The organism is Pseudoxanthomonas japonensis, assembly GCF_043632995.1.
In the GTDB taxonomy this organism is placed as follows: domain Bacteria; phylum Pseudomonadota; class Gammaproteobacteria; order Xanthomonadales; family Xanthomonadaceae; genus Pseudoxanthomonas_A; species Pseudoxanthomonas_A japonensis.
In genome coordinates, this window is sequence record NZ_CP171632.1 from 352050 (window position 1) to 371129 (window position 19080).

At 69.0% G+C, this 19080-nt stretch carries 12 protein-coding genes; 6 read left to right on the forward strand and 6 right to left on the reverse strand.

The features are described from left to right. Positions 1-29: 29 nt before the first annotated feature. Complete coding sequence (locus ACGHX3_RS01535; protein ID WP_162335890.1) at positions 30-674, forward strand: response regulator transcription factor; 645 nt, start codon at positions 30-32, stop codon at positions 672-674. A 1-nt stretch (position 675) separates the two neighbouring features. On the opposite strand, the gene ACGHX3_RS01540 is transcribed toward ACGHX3_RS01535, so the two are convergent. After that, on the reverse strand, positions 676-1590 hold the full coding sequence (locus tag ACGHX3_RS01540; protein WP_394696155.1) for an AEC family transporter: 915 nt from the start codon (positions 1588-1590) through the stop codon (positions 676-678). Positions 1591-1611: 21 nt separating this feature from the next. Beyond that, positions 1612-4254: a PAS-domain containing protein gene (locus ACGHX3_RS01545; RefSeq protein ID WP_394697215.1), complete on the reverse strand. Its 2643-nt coding sequence runs from the start codon at positions 4252-4254 to the stop codon at positions 1612-1614. A 137-nt stretch (positions 4255-4391) separates the two neighbouring features. Between ACGHX3_RS01545 and ACGHX3_RS01550 the strand changes: the two genes are divergently transcribed. The 4 genes from ACGHX3_RS01550 to ACGHX3_RS01565 all read left to right on the forward strand — a co-directional run bounded on the left by ACGHX3_RS01550 (position 4392) and on the right by ACGHX3_RS01565 (position 12593). After that, positions 4392-5747, forward strand: a complete 1356-nt coding sequence (locus tag ACGHX3_RS01550; protein ID WP_162335888.1) for a dicarboxylate/amino acid:cation symporter — start codon at positions 4392-4394, stop codon at positions 5745-5747. Between the two features lie 46 nt (positions 5748-5793). Further along, positions 5794-8862 carry a TonB-dependent receptor plug domain-containing protein gene (locus ACGHX3_RS01555; RefSeq protein WP_394696156.1) on the forward strand — a complete coding sequence of 1023 codons (3069 nt, stop codon included), beginning with the start codon at positions 5794-5796 and terminating at the stop codon, positions 8860-8862. Positions 8863-8887: 25 nt separating this feature from the next. After that, positions 8888-10180 (forward strand): hypothetical protein, encoded by a 1293-nt coding sequence (locus ACGHX3_RS01560; RefSeq protein ID WP_394696157.1) that lies wholly within the window; start codon positions 8888-8890, stop codon positions 10178-10180. 115 nt (positions 10181-10295) lie between these two features. Further along, positions 10296-12593, forward strand: a complete 2298-nt coding sequence (locus ACGHX3_RS01565; protein WP_313928085.1) for an NADP-dependent malic enzyme — start codon at positions 10296-10298, stop codon at positions 12591-12593. 160 nt (positions 12594-12753) lie between these two features. Here the strand turns inward: ACGHX3_RS01565 and ACGHX3_RS01570 are convergent, their stop codons facing one another. From ACGHX3_RS01570 to ACGHX3_RS01585, 4 genes are all read right to left on the reverse strand, one after another. Next, entirely contained in the window at positions 12754-13146 is a 393-nt protein-coding gene (locus tag ACGHX3_RS01570; protein ID WP_313928084.1) for an STAS domain-containing protein, read from the reverse strand. A 110-nt stretch (positions 13147-13256) separates the two neighbouring features. Beyond that, positions 13257-13643 (reverse strand): STAS domain-containing protein, encoded by a 387-nt coding sequence (locus ACGHX3_RS01575; protein ID WP_313928083.1) that lies wholly within the window; start codon positions 13641-13643, stop codon positions 13257-13259. Then, on the reverse strand, positions 13640-14077 hold the full coding sequence (locus tag ACGHX3_RS01580) for an ATP-binding protein (protein ID WP_162335879.1): 438 nt from the start codon (positions 14075-14077) through the stop codon (positions 13640-13642). Before ACGHX3_RS01580 ends, ACGHX3_RS01575 begins: the two co-directional genes overlap by 4 nt. Then, positions 14049-16076 carry a SpoIIE family protein phosphatase gene (locus tag ACGHX3_RS01585; protein WP_394696158.1) on the reverse strand — a complete coding sequence of 676 codons (2028 nt, stop codon included), beginning with the start codon at positions 16074-16076 and terminating at the stop codon, positions 14049-14051. The genes ACGHX3_RS01580 and ACGHX3_RS01585 overlap by 29 nt, the downstream gene beginning before the upstream one ends. Before the next feature lie 233 nt (positions 16077-16309). Between ACGHX3_RS01585 and aceE the strand changes: the two genes are divergently transcribed. Further along, positions 16310-19003, forward strand: coding sequence for a pyruvate dehydrogenase (acetyl-transferring), homodimeric type (aceE, locus tag ACGHX3_RS01590; RefSeq protein ID WP_162335877.1), 2694 nt, complete (start codon positions 16310-16312; stop codon positions 19001-19003). The last annotated feature ends 77 nt before the right edge of the window (positions 19004-19080 follow it).

The following is a 19080-nucleotide window of genomic DNA, read 5'->3' on the forward strand; positions in this document are numbered from 1 at the left end:
GTGTGCGCGGGTGGTGGCACACTGGGCGCATGAGTTCGCCTTCCATCCTCGTTGCCGACGACCATCCGCTGTTCCGCAATGCGGTGATCCATGCGCTGCGCGGTGCGCTGCCCGGCGCCACGGTGGCCGAGGCCGCCAGTGCCGCCAGCCTCGGGCAGGCGCTGGATGCACGTCCGGATACCGACCTGGTGCTGCTGGATCTGACCATGCCGGGCGCGCACGGTTTCTCGGCGCTGCTGCATGTGCGTGGCGAGCATCCCGAGGTGCCGGTGGTGGTGATCTCCTCGAACGAGCATCCGCGGGTGATCCGCCGCGCGCAGCAGTTCGGTGCGGCCGGTTTCATTCCCAAGTCGTCGCCGGCCGAGACCATCGGCGAGGCGGTGACGGCGGTGCTGGACGGCGGGGCATGGTTTCCGCCGCTGACCGTCGAACGTTCCGAACAGGATGCCGCGCTCGCCGCACGGCTGGCGCAGCTGACGCCGCAGCAGTTCCGCGTGCTGCTGTGCCTGGCCGACGGCCTGCTCAACAAGCAGATCGCGCACGAACTCGGCCTGGCCGAGAACACGGTGAAGGTGCATGTCACCGCGATCCTGAAGAAGCTGGAATGCCACAGCCGCACGCAGGCGGCGGTGCTGGTGAAATCGCTCGAACCGGAAGGTCCGCCGGTCGAGTGACTCAGCCCAGCCAGGCCGGCAACTGCATCGCCAGCGGTACCGTCGCAGCGGAGAACAGCGTCTGCCAGGTCACCAGCGACGCCATCAGCGGCGCGTCCCCGCCCATCTGCCGCGCCATGATGTAGGCGTTCGATGCGGTCGGCAGTGCGGCGTAGAAGCAGGCCGCCACGGTCACCGGCTCGCTCGCGCCGAGCCAGCGGCAGATGAGCACCGCGAGCAGCGGCAAGGCGAGCAGCTTCAGTGCGGACGTCGCGCCGAGCAGCAGCGGACGGACGTGATCGCGGCTGAACTGCAGGCCGCCGCCCACGCACAGCAGGCCGAGCGCCAGCGCCGCGTCGGCGAGGATGTCGAGCGTGGCGGCCAGCGGCACCGGCAGCGGCAGCCCGCTCAGGTTGAACAGCAGGCCGGCCAGCGTCGCCAGGATGATGGGATTGCGCGCCAGCGCCAGCGCAATGCCGCGCGCGCTGGCATCGCCGCTGCCCCACACCGCCAGCGCGACGACGGCGATGACGTTCACCGCCGGCAGGCAGATCGCCAGCGCCAGCATCACCATCGCGGTGGTCTCCGGCGGGAACAGCAGCGCCGCCACCGCCAGCCCGAAGTAGCTGCTCGGACGCACCGCGCCCTGCACGACGGAGGAGCGGCTGGGGTCGGGCAGGCGCGATGCGAACCGCAACGCCAGCAGCACGATGCCGGTCAGCAACAGGGTGGGCAGCAGCGCGGCCAGCGACAGGTCGAGGGCATCGGTGGCGGACAGCTTCAACCGTGCCGCGCCGACGAACAGCAGCGCCGGGAACGCCACGTAGAAGGAAAACCACTCCATCGCCGGGAACAGCCCCTCGGGCACGCGCCGCATCCGCCGCAACGCCGCACCGAGCAGCACGATGGCGAGGACGGGAATGACGTAGGTCAGCATCGGCAGGCCATCGGTCGATCCTCAGCGCGCGCGGCGTACGTGGAGCTGGGTCATCAGCGCGCGCAGCGCCGCGGGTTTGACCGGCTTGGCCAGGAAGCCCCAGCCGCGTTCCAGCGCCAGCGCCCGCAATGCGTCGTCCCGCTCGGCGGTGACCAGGATCACCGGCGGCGCGCTGCCCCAGCGTTCGCACAGATGGGTGTAGAGCGTCGGTCCGTCGGTGTCGCCCAGCCGCACGTCGAGCAGCAGCAGGTCAGGCGCTGCGCCCTTTATCGCCGCCCGCATCGCCTCGTCCGGTCCGGCCGCCAGCGCTACGTCGCATTCCCAGCGCTGCAGCAGCGCGCGCGTGGCTTCGCAGACGCGCGGGTCGTCGTCCACGCACCACACGCGGCGGCCGCGCAGCGGCGAGCCGTCGTCGACGTCGGCCAGCATCGCCGGGCTGTCGGCAACGACCGCGTCGGCGGCCCCGCGCAGCAGTTCCACCCAGAACACGCTGCCGCGTCCCAGCTGCGAGCGCAGGCCGATGCGATGGCCGAGCAGGCGGCCGATGCGCTCGACGATGGCCAGGCCGAGCCCGGCACCACGGTCGCTGGCGACGCCGTCGTTGAGGCGGCGGAACTCCTCGAAGATCTCGGTCTGCAGGCTGTCGGGAATACCCGGCCCCTGGTCGTGCACCTCGATGCGCACGCCATCGCCGGTGCGGCGCACGCCGAGCAGCACGCGCCCGCGCGGCGTGTAGCGGATCGCGTTGGACAGGAAGTTCTGCAGGATCCGCCGCAGCAGCGCTTCGTCGCTGCGCACGACGGCGCGCGTGCGCACACTGTCCAGCACCAGCCCGCGTTCCGTTGCGGCCATGCCGAACTCGCGTGCCAGCGCCTCGAGCAGCGGCGCCAGCGCGAAGTCGCGCACGCGCGTGGGCAGTGCGCCGGATTCCAGCCGGGCGATATCGAGCAGGCTGTTGAGGATGGCGTCCTGCGCGGCCAGCGCGTTGTCGACGTGGTCGGCGATGCGGCGCGCCTCGTCCTCGTGCAGGCGCCCGCGCAGCGCGGACACGAACATGCGCGCCGCGTTCAGCGGTTGCAGCAGGTCGTGCACCGCCGAGGCGACGAAGCGGGTCTTGTAGCGGTTGGCGTTCTCCGCCGCCAAGGTGGCATCGGCGAGCGCGCGCGTGCGCTCTTCCACGCGGTGTTCCAGCGCGTCGGCCAGGGAGCGCAGGTCGCGGGCGGCGTGCTTGTAGCTGGTGATGTCGGCGTAGCTGGTGACGAAGCCGCCATCCGGCAGCGGATTGCCGCGGATCTCCAGCACCACGCCGTCGTCCTTCTCGCTCTCGCGCATGTGCGGCTTGCCGCTGCGCAGGTGCTCCAGCCGGCGCTGGATCGCCTCTTCCACCGGGCCGGGACCGAGCAGGCCACGGCGCGCGTTGTGGCGGAAGACGTCCTCGATCGGCCGGCCGACGTGGATCAGGTCGGGAGGGAAGCGGAACAGCTCCATGTAGCGCGAATTCCACGCCACCAGCCGCAGGTCGGCGTCGATGATGACCACGCCCTGCGGCAGGTGCTCGAGGCTGCGACTCAGGCCGGCGTCGGCCGAGCGCGCCGCCTCGACGATGCCGTCCTGGGCGGTGCGCAGCTCCTGCGCGTGCTGCTGCAGCACGGCTTCCAGTTCCTCGCGGCTGCGCCGCTGCAGCAGCGCGGTGCGTCGGCGCTGCTGCACGAACAGCGCCAGGAACGCCAGCGCCAGCCAGCCGCCGCCGGCGGCGAGCGCGGCGCTGCGGCCGGCGGCGGTGATCGCCGAGGCGTCGTGCAGCAGGTGCAGCTGCCAGTCTTCCTCGGGCAGCGCCATCGATTGCCACAGCAGGGTGCCGGCCAGCGCCGGATCGCGCATCTGCACGCGGTGCGCGCCGTCGCCGGTGGCCGACAGGTCCTCCCATCGCAGTGCGGTCAGCGTCTGCCGCGCGTACTGGCGCGTCGCGGTCAGCTCGCGGCGGTCGGCGTCGGTCAATGTCCGCAGCGTGCGGTAGCGCCATGCATCCTGGCTGGCGAGGAAGACCACCCCATGCGCATCGCTGACCAGCACGATGTCCGGCGTCTGCAGCCATTCCTGCTCCAGCGCGTCCAGCTCGATCTTGATGACGATCAGCCCGATGACCGTGCCACCGTCGCCGGTGATCGCCTGCGAGAGGAAGTAACCGGGCTCGCCGGTGGTCAGGCCGATGCCGTAGAACTGTCCCTGGCCGTCGCGCAGCGCCTGCTTCACGTACGGACGGAAGCTGTAGTCCTCGCTCACGTTGCTGGTGGGCTCGCGCCAGTTGCTGGCGGCCAGCGCGATGCCGCGGCGGTCGATCAGGGTCAGCGTCGACGAGCGGGTGACGCTGTTGGCGTCTTCCAGACGCTGGTTCAGTGCGTTGCGGCGCGCATCGTCGACCGGGGAGACCAGCGCGGCGCGCAGGTCCGGGTCCTGCGCCAGCACCTGCGGCAGCGTGCGGTAGCGGTCGATGCGCTGCTGCAGCGCCTGCGCGTGCAGGTCCAGCTGGCGGTCCAGCTGTGCGGTTTCCGTGCGCTGTGCCCGCGCGCCGGCCCAGTGGTAGGCCAGCGTCATGACCAGCGCCGCGCCGCCCAGGATCGCCAGCACGACGGACAGGATCTGGCGGTGGCGACGGGCACGCAGCATGCGTCGCAGTCTAAAGGTGCGGCGCAGCATCGTGGCGGGCTAGTACCAATAGGTTATCGGTGCCGCGGCGTTGCGGGGGTACAACATGCCGGCCCCGATCCCGCGGGCGACGCCATCCGTCCCGGAGCCCTGCCATGCAACTGGCCGATACCCCGTTCGTGCCGCCGCCGAAGCAGCCGCTGTACCGACAACTGTATTTCCAGGTGATCGTGGCCATCGTGCTGGGCGCGCTGCTGGGGCATTTCGAGCCGGCGCTGGCCGAATCGATGAAGCCGCTGGGCGATGCCTTCATCAAGCTGGTGAAGATGATCATCGCGCCGGTGATCTTCCTGACCATCGTCACCGGCATCGCCGGCATGACCCACCTGCGCACGGTGGGCCGCGTGTTCGCCAAGGCGATGGCGTACTTCCTGTTCTTCTCCACGCTGGCGCTCGTCATCGGCATGATCGTCGCGCACGTGGTGCAGCCCGGCGCCGGCATGAACATCAATCCGGCCGACCTGGACCGCTCGGCGGTCGACGACTACGTGCAGAAGTCGCACGAGCTGTCGCTGGTCGGCTTCCTTATGGACATCATCCCGAAGACGCTGGTCAGCCCGCTGGTGGGCGACAACATCCTGCAGGTGCTGTTCGTGGCGGTGCTGTTCGGCCTGTCGCTGGCGATGGTCGGCGAGAAGGGCCGGCCGGTGCTGAACCTGCTGGAGGCGCTGACCGCGCCGGTGTTCCGGCTGGTGCACATCCTGATGCGCGCCGCGCCGATCGGTGCGTTCGGCGCCATCGCCTTCACCATCGGCAAGTACGGCGTCGGCATGCTGGTCAACCTGGCATGGCTGGTCGGTTCGTTCTACATCACGTCGCTGCTGTTCGTGATCGTCGTGCTCGGCCTGGTGTCGTGGTGGTGCGGCTTCTCGATCTTCCGCCTGATCCGCTACCTGAAGGCGGAGCTGCTGCTGGTGCTGGGCACGTCGTCGTCCGAATCCGCGCTGCCGTCGCTGATGGAGAAGATGGAGCGCGCCGGCGCGTCGAAGTCCGTCGTCGGCCTGGTCGTGCCGACCGGCTACTCGTTCAACCTGGACGGCACCAACATCTACATGACGCTGGCCGCGCTGTTCATCGCGCAGGCCACCAATACCGAACTGAGCCTGGGCCACCAGATCATGCTGCTGCTGGTGGCGATGCTGAGCTCGAAGGGCGCCGCCGGTGTCACCGGCGCCGGCTTCATCACGCTGGCCGCGACGCTGGCGGTGGTGCCGGAAGTGCCGGTCGCCGGCATGGCGCTGATCCTCGGCATCGACCGCTTCATGAGCGAGTGCCGCTCGCTGACCAATTTCACCGGCAACGCCGTCGCCACGCTCGTGGTCGCGCGCTGGGAGAACGCGCTCGACCGCGACGCGCTGGCGCGCGCGCTGGGTGGCCCGTCCGCCCCGATCGCCGCCGCGCCGGATCCGGCCGCAGGCCCCGGTGACCCGACACGACTCACGGCCGACTGACGCCGGCCAACCACGTCTTCAGAGGAGGGACTGAACGATGCATGCCTTGAACCCACGCCGCGCCCCGTTGCGCAGCAGCCTGACGCTGGCCCTGCTGGCGGTGATCCATGCCGCCGCGGCGCAGGACACCACGCCGCCGGGCGAGCCCGTACCGCCTTCGGCCACGACCGAAGAAGCGACCAACCTCGACGCGGTGGTCGTGGTCGGCTCGCACATCCAGGGCGCGTCCACGACCGACGCGCTGCCGGTGATGGTGGTCGGTGCGGAACAGATCGATGCCGCCGGTGCGATCTCGGGCGACGAACTGATGCGCACCATCCCGCAGATGGGCGACGTGCTGTTCGATGCGTCCAACAATCCGCAGACCAGCAACGCCGCGCGCGGCGACGTCAACTCGGTCAACCTGCGCTCGTTGGGCGTCGGCAACACGCTGGTGCTGCTCAACGGGCGCCGGCTGGTGCAGCACCCGACCAGCCAGGGCACGTCCGACACGGGCACGGTGCCGGTGCAGAGCTTCAATTCGAATGCGATCCCGGTCTCCGGCCTGGACCGCATGGAGATCCTGCTCGACGGCGCGGCCGCGATCTACGGTGCCGATGCGGTGGCCGGTGTGGTGAACACCGTGCTGCAGACCGACTTCGATGGCGTCAGCGCCAGCGCGCGCTACGGTGGCGCCGAAGGCACCGGCATGAACGAGTTCGAGTTGAACCTGTTCGCCGGCCGCAACTTCGACCGTGGCAACGTGTCGGCCTTCGTCAACTACGTCGATCGTTCCGAACTGATGGCGGAAGACCAGGACTTCACCGCGACCGACGACCTTCGCGCGCTGTGGGCCGACTATCCGGACTTCGCCGGCCTGGCCGCGCTCGATGGCCGCTCGTCGCACACGCCTTGGGCACGCCTCACCGTCGGTCCGCGTGCGGTGATCCGGTCCAACGGTACCGCCGTGACGAACACGGCGGGCGCCTTCCGCATCCAGCCGTCGAGCTTCGGCTGCGGCGTCAGCCTCGGCAATGATCTCTGCCTGGCCAGCGGCAACCACAACTTCAACACCACCAACCGCGAGATGCGCTATGACACGCGCCACGGCACCAGCGTGCGGCCGTCGGTGGAACGGATCAACCTGTTCCTGACCGGCCACTACGACGTCAGCGACAACGTCGAGGCGTTCGGCGAGGTCGGCTTCTACCATGCGGTCAGCGAAGCCACGCAGCCGCCGGTGGTCAACCTCAACAGCCTGTGGATTCCCGCGACCAATTACTGGAACCCGTTCGGCGCCGCCACGCTGCCCGACGGCACGCCGAACCCGAACCGCCTGCCCGGCCTGACCGGCGTGCCCGCGGCCGGCCTGCCGGTGCAGATGAGCAACTACCGTTACGTCGACACGGGCTTCCAGCGCGTGCGAGTGGAGAACTACCAGGCGCGCTTCCTGGCCGGTCTGCGCGGCGAGTGGAGCGGCTGGAACTGGGAGACCGCGCTGCTGTACTCCGAAGCCGAAGCCGAAGACCGCTCGCCCAACATCAACATGACGAAGCTGCAGCAGCAGCTGGCCCTCGCCACGCCGGACGCGTACAACCCGTTCAGTGGCGGCTGCGTGTCCACGCCGACCTACGGCGACTGCTCGCCGAGTTCGCAGGCGGCCATCGACGGCATCGTGTTCGACCTGGTGCGCGAGTCGCGTACCACGCTGACGATGGCGGACTTCAAGATGAGCCGCGGCGACCTGTTCTCGCTGCCGGCCGGCAATGTCGGCATGGCCTTCGGTGCGGAAGCACGCCGCGAGACGCAGCGCGACGATCGCGATGCCAACCTCGATGGTACGTACACCTTCACCGACATGGTGACCGGCGACACCAACCTCAGCAATGTCGCGGCGGTCAGCCCGAACCCCGATACGCGCGGGTCGCGCAACGTCGGTTCGGCGTATGTCGAATTCGCGGTGCCGCTGGTGTCCGAGGACATGGGCATCCCGCTGGTGCATCGGCTGGACATGCAGCTGGCCGGCCGCTACGAGCACTACTCCGACTTCGGTTCGGTCGCCAAGCCCAAGGTGGCGCTGGCGTGGGACCTGGTGGATGGCGTGCGCCTGCGCGGTTCCTATTCGGAAGGCTTCCGCGCGCCGAACCTGGAGCAGACCAACGCGACGCAGTACGCGCGTCTGGCCAGTGGCGTGGACCACATCCGCTGCGAAGCCGACCTGCGTGCCGGCCGCATCGCTTCGTTCAGCGAATGCAGCCAGAGCACCTCGGGCGCGTCGCTGCTGGTGGCCGGCAATCCGGACCTGGAGCCGGAAGAGAGCACCAACACCTCGTTCGGCGTGGTGTTCCAGCCGACCTTCATTCCCGAACGCTTCGGCAGCTTCACCTTCACCGTCGACCGCTGGAAGATCAAGCAGGAGCAGATCGTCGGCCTGCTCGGCGCGCAGACCGCGCTGACGGTGGACTATCTGGCGCGTGTGGGCGGCGGCAGCAATCCGCTGGTCGTGCGCGAGGCGCCGACGCAGGAAGACATCGACGCGTTCGCGGGCACCGGGATCGATCCGGTGGGTCGCGTCATCGCCATCAACGACCGCTTCATCAACCTGCAGCCGCAGACCGCGGGCGGACTGGACTTCGGCGTGGACTGGTCGCTGCGGCGCACGCGTTTCGGCTCGTTCTCGGTCAACCTCAATGCGACCCGCCTGCTGGAATTCACCCGCGATCCGGGCGACATCGTCAATGCGCTGTACGCCGCGCGCGCGGCGGGCACGATCGATCCGCTGACGCCGCTGCCGGACTCCACCCAGCTGATCGGCCAGAACGGGCGCCCGGAATGGCGCGCCAGCGGTTCGCTGACCTGGAACAAGGCGGCGTGGCGCGTGGGGTACTCGGCGCAGTACATGAGCTCGTTCGAACAGCCGCAGCTGCTGGGCATCTCCGGCAACCCGTGGGTGGTCGAGCAGCGCCTGACCCACAACCTGTACGGGCAGTACCGCTTCCCCGATGGCACGGCCGTTCGTCTGGGCGTGCGCGACCTGACCGACGAGGGTCCGTCGCTGGCCGATGGCGGTTACCGCGGTTCGCTGCACAATCCGTGGGGCAGCTACTGGTACGTCAACATCGCCCGCTCGTTCTGAGGAGGACGCAGGCCCGATGCGAAGCATGAGTCGCCGCTGGATCGTTGCCGCGCTCGCCGTGCTGGGCACGGCCGCCCTGCCTGCCGGGGCGGCCGAGGCCGACAGCGCGGCGACGTTCGCACCGGTCGCCTGTCCCGCGTCGGTCGGCGCGCAAGTCGACTGCCACGAGGCCCGCGATGCGAACGGCGCCTGGGTGCTGGTCGCGATGCCGAAGACATGGAACCGCCGGCTCATCGTGCACGCGCACGGCGGGCCGCGGCTGGGCGCGCCGGAAGCGGGCGATTCGGCGGAAGACCTGGACCGCTTCGCGGTGATGGTGCGCAGCGGCTATGCGTGGATCGGCAGCACCTACCGCCGCGGCGGCTATGGCGTGCGCATGGCGGCGGCCGACGTGGACGTCAGCCGCCGCGTCTTCTGGTCGCGCTGGGGCAGGCCGGAGCGCACCTTGCTGCATGGTCAGTCCTGGGGCGGCAACGTGGCGGCGAAGGCCGCCGAACTGTACGCGCTCGACCTCGATGGGCGCCCGAACTACGACGGTGTGCTGACCACCAACGGCCTGCTGACCGGCGGCACGCGCGGCTACGGCTTCCGCGCCGACCTGCGCGCGGTCTACCAGTACTACTGCCGCAACCATCCGGCTGCCGGCGAAACGCAGTACCCGCTGTGGCAAGGGCTGCCGACCGGCGCCAAGATGACGCGTGACGACCTGCGCACGCGCGTGGATGCGTGCACCGGCGTCGACCGTCCCGCGGCGAAGCGTACGCCTGCGCAGGCGGCGAAGCTGCGCGACATCCTCGCCGTCACCGGCGTGGCCGAGAAGCAGCTGGTCGCGCACCTGGCGTGGGGCACGTTCCATTTCCAGGATCTGGTGCAGAAGCGGCTCGGCGGCCGCAATCCGTTCGACAACGCGACGACGCAGTACCGCGGCTCACGCGACGATGCGGCGCTCAACGCCGGCGTCGAGCGCTTCACCGCCGATTCCGCCGCCGTCGCCATGCTCGCCTACGACGCCGATCTGACCGGCCTGATCGTGCTGCCCACCGTCACCGTGCATGCGCGCCACGATCCCACCGTGTCGTACGAGGCGGAAGCGGCCTACAAGGCCACCGTGGACGCCGCCGGCCGCGGCGATCTGCTGCTGCAGGCGCTGACCGACGAGCGCGACCACAGTCGCCTGCAGGACGCGACGTACGCCAGCGCACTGCAGGTGCTCGAGCAGTGGCTGGACAGCGGCAAACGCCCTGCTGCCAACGCATTCGCGGACACCTGCGGCCGTGTGTCGCAGGCGCGCGATGCCTGCCGTTTCATCGCGCCCTGAGCGCATGCCGCACGACCGTGGCATGACGCAGCGCCGCAACCGGCCGGGTCCGGCCCCGGCGGGGAAGGGGTAGAATCGCCGCTCCCCCGCCTTCATCACAGGCACCGTTTCCGCAATGACGAACGACGATTTCAAGCAGGCCGCGCTGGAATACCACCGCCTGTCTCCGCCGGGCAAGATCAAGGTCGCCCCCACCAAGCCGATGCTGACGCAGCGCGACCTGGCGCTGGCGTATTCGCCGGGCGTGGCCTACGCCTGCGAGGCGATCGTCGAGGACCCCAACACCGCCAGCGAGCTGACCGCGCGCGGCAACCTCGTCGCCGTGGTCACCAACGGCACCGCCGTGCTGGGCCTGGGCAACATCGGCCCGCTGGCCGGCAAGCCGGTGATGGAAGGCAAGGGCGTGCTGTTCCAGAAGTTCGCCGGCATCGACGTGTTCGACATCGAGATCGACGAGACCGACCCGGACAAGCTGGTCGAGATCATCGCCTCGCTGGAGCCCACCTTCGGCGGCATCAACCTGGAAGACATCAAGGCGCCGGAGTGCTTCATCGTCGAGCGCAAGCTGCGCGAGCGGATGAAGATCCCGGTGTTCCACGACGACCAGCACGGCACGGCGATCATCGTCGGCGCGGCGGTGGTCAACGCACTGGAAGTGATCGGCAAGAAGATCGAGGACGTGAAGCTGGCCACCAGCGGCGCCGGCGCCGCCGGCATCGCCTGCCTCGACATGCTGGTCGCGCTGGGCCTGAAGCCGGAGAACATCCTGGCCTTCGACCGCGACGGCGTGATCTACACCGGGCGCCCGCACCTGGACCCGGACAAAGCGCGTTACGCGCGCGATACCGACAAGCGCTCGCTGGCCGAGATCGTCGCGGGCGCGGACATCTTCCTGGGCCTGTCGGCCGGCGGCATCCTGAAGCCGGAGATGGTCGCGACGATGGCCGACAAGCCCGTCATCCTGGCGCTGGCCAACCCGAATCCCGAAATCTCGCCGGCCGACGCCAAGGCCGTGCGCCCGGACGTCATCATCGGCACCGGTCGCAGCGACTACCCGAACCAGGTCAACAACGCGCTCTGCTTCCCGTACATCTTCCGCGGTGCGCTGGACGTGGGCGCGACGGTGATCAACGAGGCGATGAAGGTCGCCTGCGTGCATGCCATCGCCAAGCTGGCGCGGCGCGAGGCGTCCGATCTGGGTAGCGCCTATGGCGACGACGTGCCCTGCTTCGGTCCCGAATACCTGATCCCGCGCCCGTTCGATCCGCGCCTGCTGGTGGAAGTGGCGGCGGCAGTGGCGCAGGCGGCGATGGACTCCGGCGTGGCGCTGCGGCCGATCGCCGACATGTGGGCCTACCGCGAGAAGCTGGGCCAGTTCGTCTACCGCACCAGCCTGATGATGAAGCCGGTCTACGACCGCGCGCGCGCCGACAAGAAGCGCGTGGTCTACGCCGAAGGCGAGGAAGAGACCGTGCTGCGCGCGGTGCAGACGGTGATCGACGAAGGCCTGGCGTTCCCGATCCTGATCGGCCGCCCGGACGTGATCGAGGCGCGCATCCAGCGCCTGAGCCTGCGCATGCGCGCCGGCGTCGATTTCGAGATCACCAACCAGGACGACGACCCGCGCTTCAACGACTACTGGCAGCACTACCACGCGCTGACCTCGCGCCGTGGCGTGACGCCGTCGGCGGCGAAGAACCTGATGCGCTCGCGGCCCACGCTGATCGCGGCGGTGATGGTGGCGCGCGGCGAAGCCGACGCCATGATCACCGGCATCGTCGGCCGCTTCCACAAGAAGCTGGGCTATGTGCGCAGCATGATCCCGCTGGACCCGGGCGTGCAGTCGACCTCGGCCATGACCGGCGTGATCAACCACCAGGGCGCGTATTTCTTCCTCGACACGCATGTGCAGGACGACCCGACCGCCGAGCAGATCGCCGAGGCCACGCTGCAGGCCGCGTACCGCCTGAAGCTGTTCGGCATCGAGCCGCGCATCGCGCTGCTGTCGCACTCCAACTTCGGCAGCCACGAGACGCCGGGTTCAATCAAGATGCGCAAGGTCCGCGAGCTGTTGCTCAAGCGCAAGCCGGACCTCAACGTCGACGGCGAGATGCAGGGCGACACCGCGTGGGACGAAGTGCTGCGCAACCGCATCATGCCGGGCAGCACGCTGACTGGCCGCGCCAACCTGTTCGTGCTGCCGAACCTGGACGCCGCCAACATCGCCTACAACATGGTGCGCGTGGTGACCGACGGCGTGGCCATCGGTCCGATCCTGATGGGCATCTCCAAGCCGGTGCATATCCTGACCACCAGCGCCACGCCGCGCCGCGTCATCAACATGACCGCCATCGCCGCGGTGGACGCGCAGATCCGCCTGCAGCGCGAAGCGGAGCGCAACGGGCCGGGTTGAGCGGTCCGGCATGAGGAAAAAGAAAACGCCCCTGCATGGGGCGTTTTCTTTGCCAGGAGATCGGTGGTTGTGGGAGCGACGCAAGTCGTGATCGGCTACCGGTAACGCTTCATCGCGACTGACGTCGCTCCCACATCCCACATCTCAAGGCCCGCATCCTTCATCCCTGCGGGTTCTCATCCTCCCCATCCAGGATCCGCCGCTGCAGTGCGTCCAGATAGGCATCGGCATCCGTGCTGGATTCGAAGATCTCGTCCATCGGCACGGCCTGCACGATCTCGATGACCTTGCGGATCTGTTCCTGCGGGTGGACGACGAGCAGACGGCCTTCGTGCGGGGCCAGTGCCTTGCGCGCCTTCAGGATGCTGCGCACGCCGGCGCTGCTGATGTAGTCCAGGTGCGCGAGGTCCAGCACCAGCGCCTGCGGGCGCGTGGCCAGCATCGGCGCCAGCGCTTCGTCGAGTCGGGCATGGCTCTGCGTATCCAGCCGGCCGGACAGCAGCACGTACTGGTTGCCGTTGACGGGCGGGTAGACCTCAATCTCCAGTGTCATCGGGCATCTCGGTGAAGCGGATCTGCCGGGTGGGGGAGCCCGGGGAGGCAGGGAGGCGACGCTGGATCGTAAATCAATTGCGGGGCAGGCGTGCGGACCACGCGCGTCCGTCAGTCGTCGTCCTCGGCCGCATCCAGTACCTTGCGCTGCATCAGGTCGAGGTAGGCGTCGGCTTCGGCCGTGGACGAGAAGATCTCGTTCAACGGCACCGCCTTGACCATGTCGAGCACCTTCTGGATCTGCGGTTGCGGGTTCACCAGCAGGACCTTGCCGCCATGCGGCGACAACGCCTTGCGCGCCTTGAAGATGGAACGGATGCCGGCGCTGCTGATGTAGTCCAGCCCCGACAGGTCCAGCACCAGCGAGTGCAGCTGCCGGGTCAGCAGCGGTGCCAGCGCCTCGTCCAGATCCTCGTAGGTATGCGTGTCCAGACGGCCACGCACCGCCACGCGCTGGCTGCCCCTGCCCGGGGCGTGAAGCTCGATGTCCAGGCTCATGCGGATTCCTCCTCGGTGGGGATGCGCAGCGACAGGCGCAGGATGTTGTAGTTACCCATTCGCTGATACGTGGCCATTTCGGCCACCTGCCGGACGAGGTGCAGGCCCAGGCCGCCGGTCGGCCGGTCCAGGATGTCGGCGTCCAGGTCGGGGGCGGGCTGTTCGAGCGGGTTGAAGGGCGCGCCGCTCTCGCGGAATTCCAGCGTCAGCAGGCGGTCGCGGATGGCGATGTCCACGCACAGCTCGTGCTCCTCGGTGTCCACGCGCGCCGGGTCGCCGTGTTCGATGGCATTGCTGGCCAGCTCTTCCACAATGAGACGCACGTCACCCTGGATGGCGCGGCTGACGCCGTTGTTGGCCAGCACGGCTTCGAGCGAGGCGTTGAGGTCGTCCACGCGGGCGTGCTCACGCGGGATGAACAGTCGCATCTGCATGTGCGTTCTCCTGGGGTAGCGCAGCTTCGGGGGAAGCGGGGGTGCCGTCCAGCCGGCGGCGGATGGCGAGGGCGGTGATGTCGTCCGACTGCGGGGCCGGTTCGGTAAATGCGTGAACCCGCGCGATCAGGCCGTCGCATTGCTCGCGCGCGGTCGCGCCCGGCTGCAGTGCGTCCGGGATGCGCTCCACGCCGAACGCGAGGTTGCCGGCATCGAAGGCTTCGGTGATGCCGTCGGTCCAGGCCAGCAGCGTGGCGCCGGCCGGCAGCTGTCCCGACCACAGCGGGAAGGCGTCGCCCACCTCGAAGCCCAGCGGCGGGCCGGGTTGCACCGGCAGCATTTCGTGGCGGCCATCGGCGTGCAGCAGCAATGGGGCGTCGTGGCCGGCGCTGGCCAGCACGCAGGCGCCGCTGCGCACGTCCACGCGCCCGCACAGCACGGTGGCGAACATGCAGGCGTCGTTGCCCTGCACCAGCCGGCGCGAGGCTTCGGCCAGCACGCGCTCCGGCGACGGATGGGTGCTGGCCGCGACTTCCAGCACGGTCACGGTGCGTGCCATGAACAGCGCCGCCGGCACGCCCTTGTCCGACACGTCGCCGATGGCGAACCACAGGCCGTCGGGATCGGTCTGGATGAAGCAGTAGAAGTCGCCGCCGACGGCCTTGGCCGGTTCCAGCCGCGCGTACGCTTCCAGGTGCGCGTGCTCGCGGTCGATCACGCGGCCGGGCGGCAGCATCGCCTGCTGGATCTCGCGCGCGATCGACAGCTCGCTCTCGAGCTTCTGCCGCGCCGCCGTCATGTCCTCGATCTCGCGCAGCTGCTGCTGGATGGAGCCGCGCGCGTGCTCCAGCGTGCGGGCCATCTGGCCGACCTCGTCGCGGCGCTGCCCATGCGGCACCGGCGTGCCGTAGTCGCCCTGGGCCAGCCGTGCGGCGGAGGCCGACAGGCTTTCCACCGGCTGGCTGATATGCCGCGCCAGCGTGCCGACCACCAGCATGCAGGTCAGCGCCAGCAAGGCGCCGATCGCCGCCAGCAGCCACAGCGCCTGCGCCAGGCGGTCGGTGACCAGGTCGTACGACTGCGCCACCAGCAGCATCCAGCCGGTGTCGCCGACCGGTTCGACCACGGTGTAGCGGCGTTCGCCGCTGACCGCGTCCACGTGCACGTACTGCAGCGTGTCGCGCACGCGCACCGCCTGCGCCGCCTCACGCAGGTCGCTGCGGCCGGCGCGGGCGATGTACTCGTCCAGCGTTTCCAGCCGCTCCACGCCAACCTCCGGGTTCAGCGCCAGCGTGCCGGCCGGCGCCACCAGCGACACCCGCCAGCCCGGCAGGTGCGCCAGCGGATCCACCGGATCGGTCAGGTTCGCCAGCGGCAGGTCCAGGCTGACCATGCCGCGCGTCCGCGCACCGCGACCGGGTTCGCGCAGGGGCATGTTGTAGGTGACCATCCACACGTCGCCGGCGGTGCGGTTGAGATAGGGCTCGGACCACCAGCCGGCGGGCGAAGCGACGGTCCGCTGGTACCAGCCTTGGTCGCGGAACGCATAGGCGTCGGCGATGAAGTCGCGGTCGCGGCCCGAGCGCGCCACGTAGCGGGCGAACGGCGCGTCGCCGCGCGTGCGCGGCTCCAGGATAAGCAGCCCGCCGGCGCAGCCCGGCGTGGCCTTCACCATCGCCCGCAGCGTCGCGGTCAGTTCGTCGGCCGACAACTGCGTGGTGGCCACCAGGTCGGCCATGCCCAGCGTGGTGATGGTGACCACGTGCATGGCGTCGTCCAGCCGCTGCGCGGCCTCCTGCGTGGTGGCCTGCGTATCACGGCGCGCATCGTCCAGGATCATGCGCCGCGCGAACCACGCCGTGGCCATCACCAGCAGCACCAGCAGCACCACGTTCACCAGGCCGGCCCACAGGGCGATGCGCGTGCGCAGGCTGCTGCGCCAGTGCGCGGCACCGGCATCCTTCACTGGCACGACATCGTTGGGCACTGCGTCATGCATGCCGATCCCGATCGCTGCCTTCCCCTGGCCGCCGATCATACGCCCGCGCGGCGTGCTGCATCGCAATAGCGAAAAGGTCTGATTTTGGTGTTGCCACTGTCCCGGGACAGGCACGCAATGTCGCGTCCATACGCCTGCGTAGCCAGGCCCCGCGCGGGGTGCGTGCGTTACACTTCAACGCTCTACAAGAACGGCAACGCCACGCCCCCACGCGCGGCGCAACAGGAGTGGGAATGAACTGGTTGAACGAGATGTTGCAGAGCGATCCGGATCCGCAGGAATCCCGCGAGTGGATCGATTCCATGCAGGCGGTCATCGAGAAGAACGGCGCCCTGCGTGCTCACCAGTTGCTCGAAGGCATGGTGGAAGTCACCCGCCGCGCCGGCGCCTACCTGCCGTTCTCGCCGACCACCGAATACGTCAACACCATCGCGCCGCAGAACGAGGCCAAGAGCCCCGGTGACGCCGCGCTGGAATGGCGCATCCGTTCGATCATCCGCTGGAACGCGATGGCCACCGTCGTGCGCGCCAACCGCAAGCCCGGCGACCTCGGCGGCCACATCGCCAGCTTCGCCTCCGGCGCGACGCTCTATGACGTCGGCTTCAACCACTTCTGGCGCGCCCCGAGCGACAGCCATCCGGGCGACCTGCTGTTCATCCAGGGCCACAGCGCGCCGGGCATCTACGCGCGCTCGTTCCTGGAAGGCCGCATCAGCGAGCAGCAGCTCGACAACTTCCGCATGGAAGTCGACGGCCAGGGCATCTCGTCCTACCCGCACCCGTGGCTGATGCCGGACTACTGGCAGACCCCGACCGTGTCGATGGGCCTGGGCCCGCTGGCGGCGATCTACCAGGCGCAGTTCATGAAGTACCTGGAGCACCGCGGCCTGATCGAGAAGTCCGACCGCAAGGTGTGGTGCTTCATCGGCGACGGCGAGAGCGACGAGCCGGAAACCCTCGGCGCCATCGCGCTGGCCGGCCGCGAAGGCCTGGACAACCTGATCTTCGTCGTCAACTGCAACCTGCAGCGCCTGGACGGCCCGGTGCGCGGCAACGGCAAGATCATCCAGGAACTGGAAGGCGTGTTCCGCGGCGGCGGCTGGAACGTCATCAAGCTGCTGTGGGGCAGCTACTGGGATCCGCTCCTCGCGCGCGACACCAGCGGCATGCTGAAGAAGCTGATGATGGAAACCGTCGACGGCGAGTACCAGAACTGCAAGGCGTTCGGCGGCAAGTACACGCGCGACAACTTCTTCGGCAAGTACCCGGAGACGGCGGCCATGGTCGCCAACCTGTCCGACGACGACATCTGGCGCCTCAACCGCGGCGGCCACGATCCGCACAAGGTCTATGCGGCCTACCACGAAGCGGTGAACACCAAGGGCATGCCCACGGTGATCCTGGCCAAGACGGTGAAGGGCTACGGCATGGGCTCGGCGGGCGAATCGCTCAACCCGACCCACCAGACCAAGAAGCTGGACGACGAAGCCATCCGCACGTTCCGCGACCGCTTCAACATCCCGGTCAGCGACAAGCAGCTGGAAGAGTCGGCGCAGGTGCCGTTCTACCACCCGGGCGAGGACTCGCCGGAAATCCAGTACCTGAAGTCGCGCCGCGCCGCGCTCGGCGGCTACCTGCCGCAGCGTCGCCGCAAGGCCAGCGAATCGTTCGAGACGCCGAAGCTGGAAGCCTTCGACCGTCTGCTGAAGAGCACCGGCGAGCGCGAGATCTCGACCACCATGGCATTCGTGCAGGGCCTGAACATCGCGCTGCGCGACAAGCAGGTCGGTCCGCGCCTGGTGCCGATCGTCGCCGACGAGGCGCGCACGTTCGGCATGGAAGGCATGTTCCGCCAGATCGGCATCTACGCGCCGTTCGGGCAGAAGTACAAGCCGGTCGACGCCGACCAGCTGATGTACTACCGCGAAGACCAGTCCGGCCAGGTACTGCAGCAGGGCATCAGCGAGCCGGGCGCGATGTCGTCGTGGATGGCGGCGGGCACCAGCTATTCGGTCAGCAACGTGCCGATGCTGCCGTTCTACATCTACTACTCCATGTTCGGCTTCCAGCGCATCGGCGACATCGCGTGGCAGGCGGCGGACATGCGCACGCGCGGCTTCCTGCTGGGCGGCACCGCGGGCCGCACCACGCTCAACGGCGAAGGCCTGCAGCACGAGGACGGTTTCAGCCACGTCATCGCCGGCAGCATCCCCAACGTGCGCAGCTACGACCCGACCTTCGGTTTCGAGGTCGCGGTGGTCCTGCAGCACGGCATGCAGAAGATGCTGCAGGAGCAGGTGGACGAGTACTACTACGTCACCCTGATGAACGAGAACTACACCCACCCGGACATGCCGGAAGGCGCGGCCGAGGGCATCATCAAGGGCATGTACCTGCTCACCGACGCCGGCAAGCCGAAGAAGGGCGAGCTGCGCGTGCAGCTGCTGGGCAGCGGCACCATCCTGCGCGAGGCGATCGCGGCGGCCGAGCTGCTGGACAAGGATTTCGGCGTCACCGCCGACATCTGGTCGTGCCCCAGCTTCAACGAACTGCGTCGCGATGGATTCGATGCCGAACGCTGGAACCGCCTGAACCCGGAAGCGAAGACGCCGCGCAAGGCGTACGTGACCGAGCTGCTGGAAGGCCGCCAGGGCCCGGCCATCGCCGCCACCGACTACGTGCGCGCCTACAGCGACCAGATCCGCGCATTCGTACCGATGGCGTACACCGCACTGGGCACGGACGGCTTCGGCCGCAGCGACACCCGCGCCAACCTGCGTCGCCACTTCGAAGTCGACCGCTACTACATCGCCCACGCCGCCATCGCCGCGCTGGCGAAGGAAGGCAAGATGACCGGCAAGGACGTCGCCCGCGCGATCAAGCAGTACAAGATCGACGTGGACAAGGCGAACCCGGTCACCGTGTGATGTCGCGCACTCCCTCTCCCGCATGCGGGAGAGGTAAGTCGTAGAGCGGAGCTTGCTCCGCTGCTTCGCGATTCCTC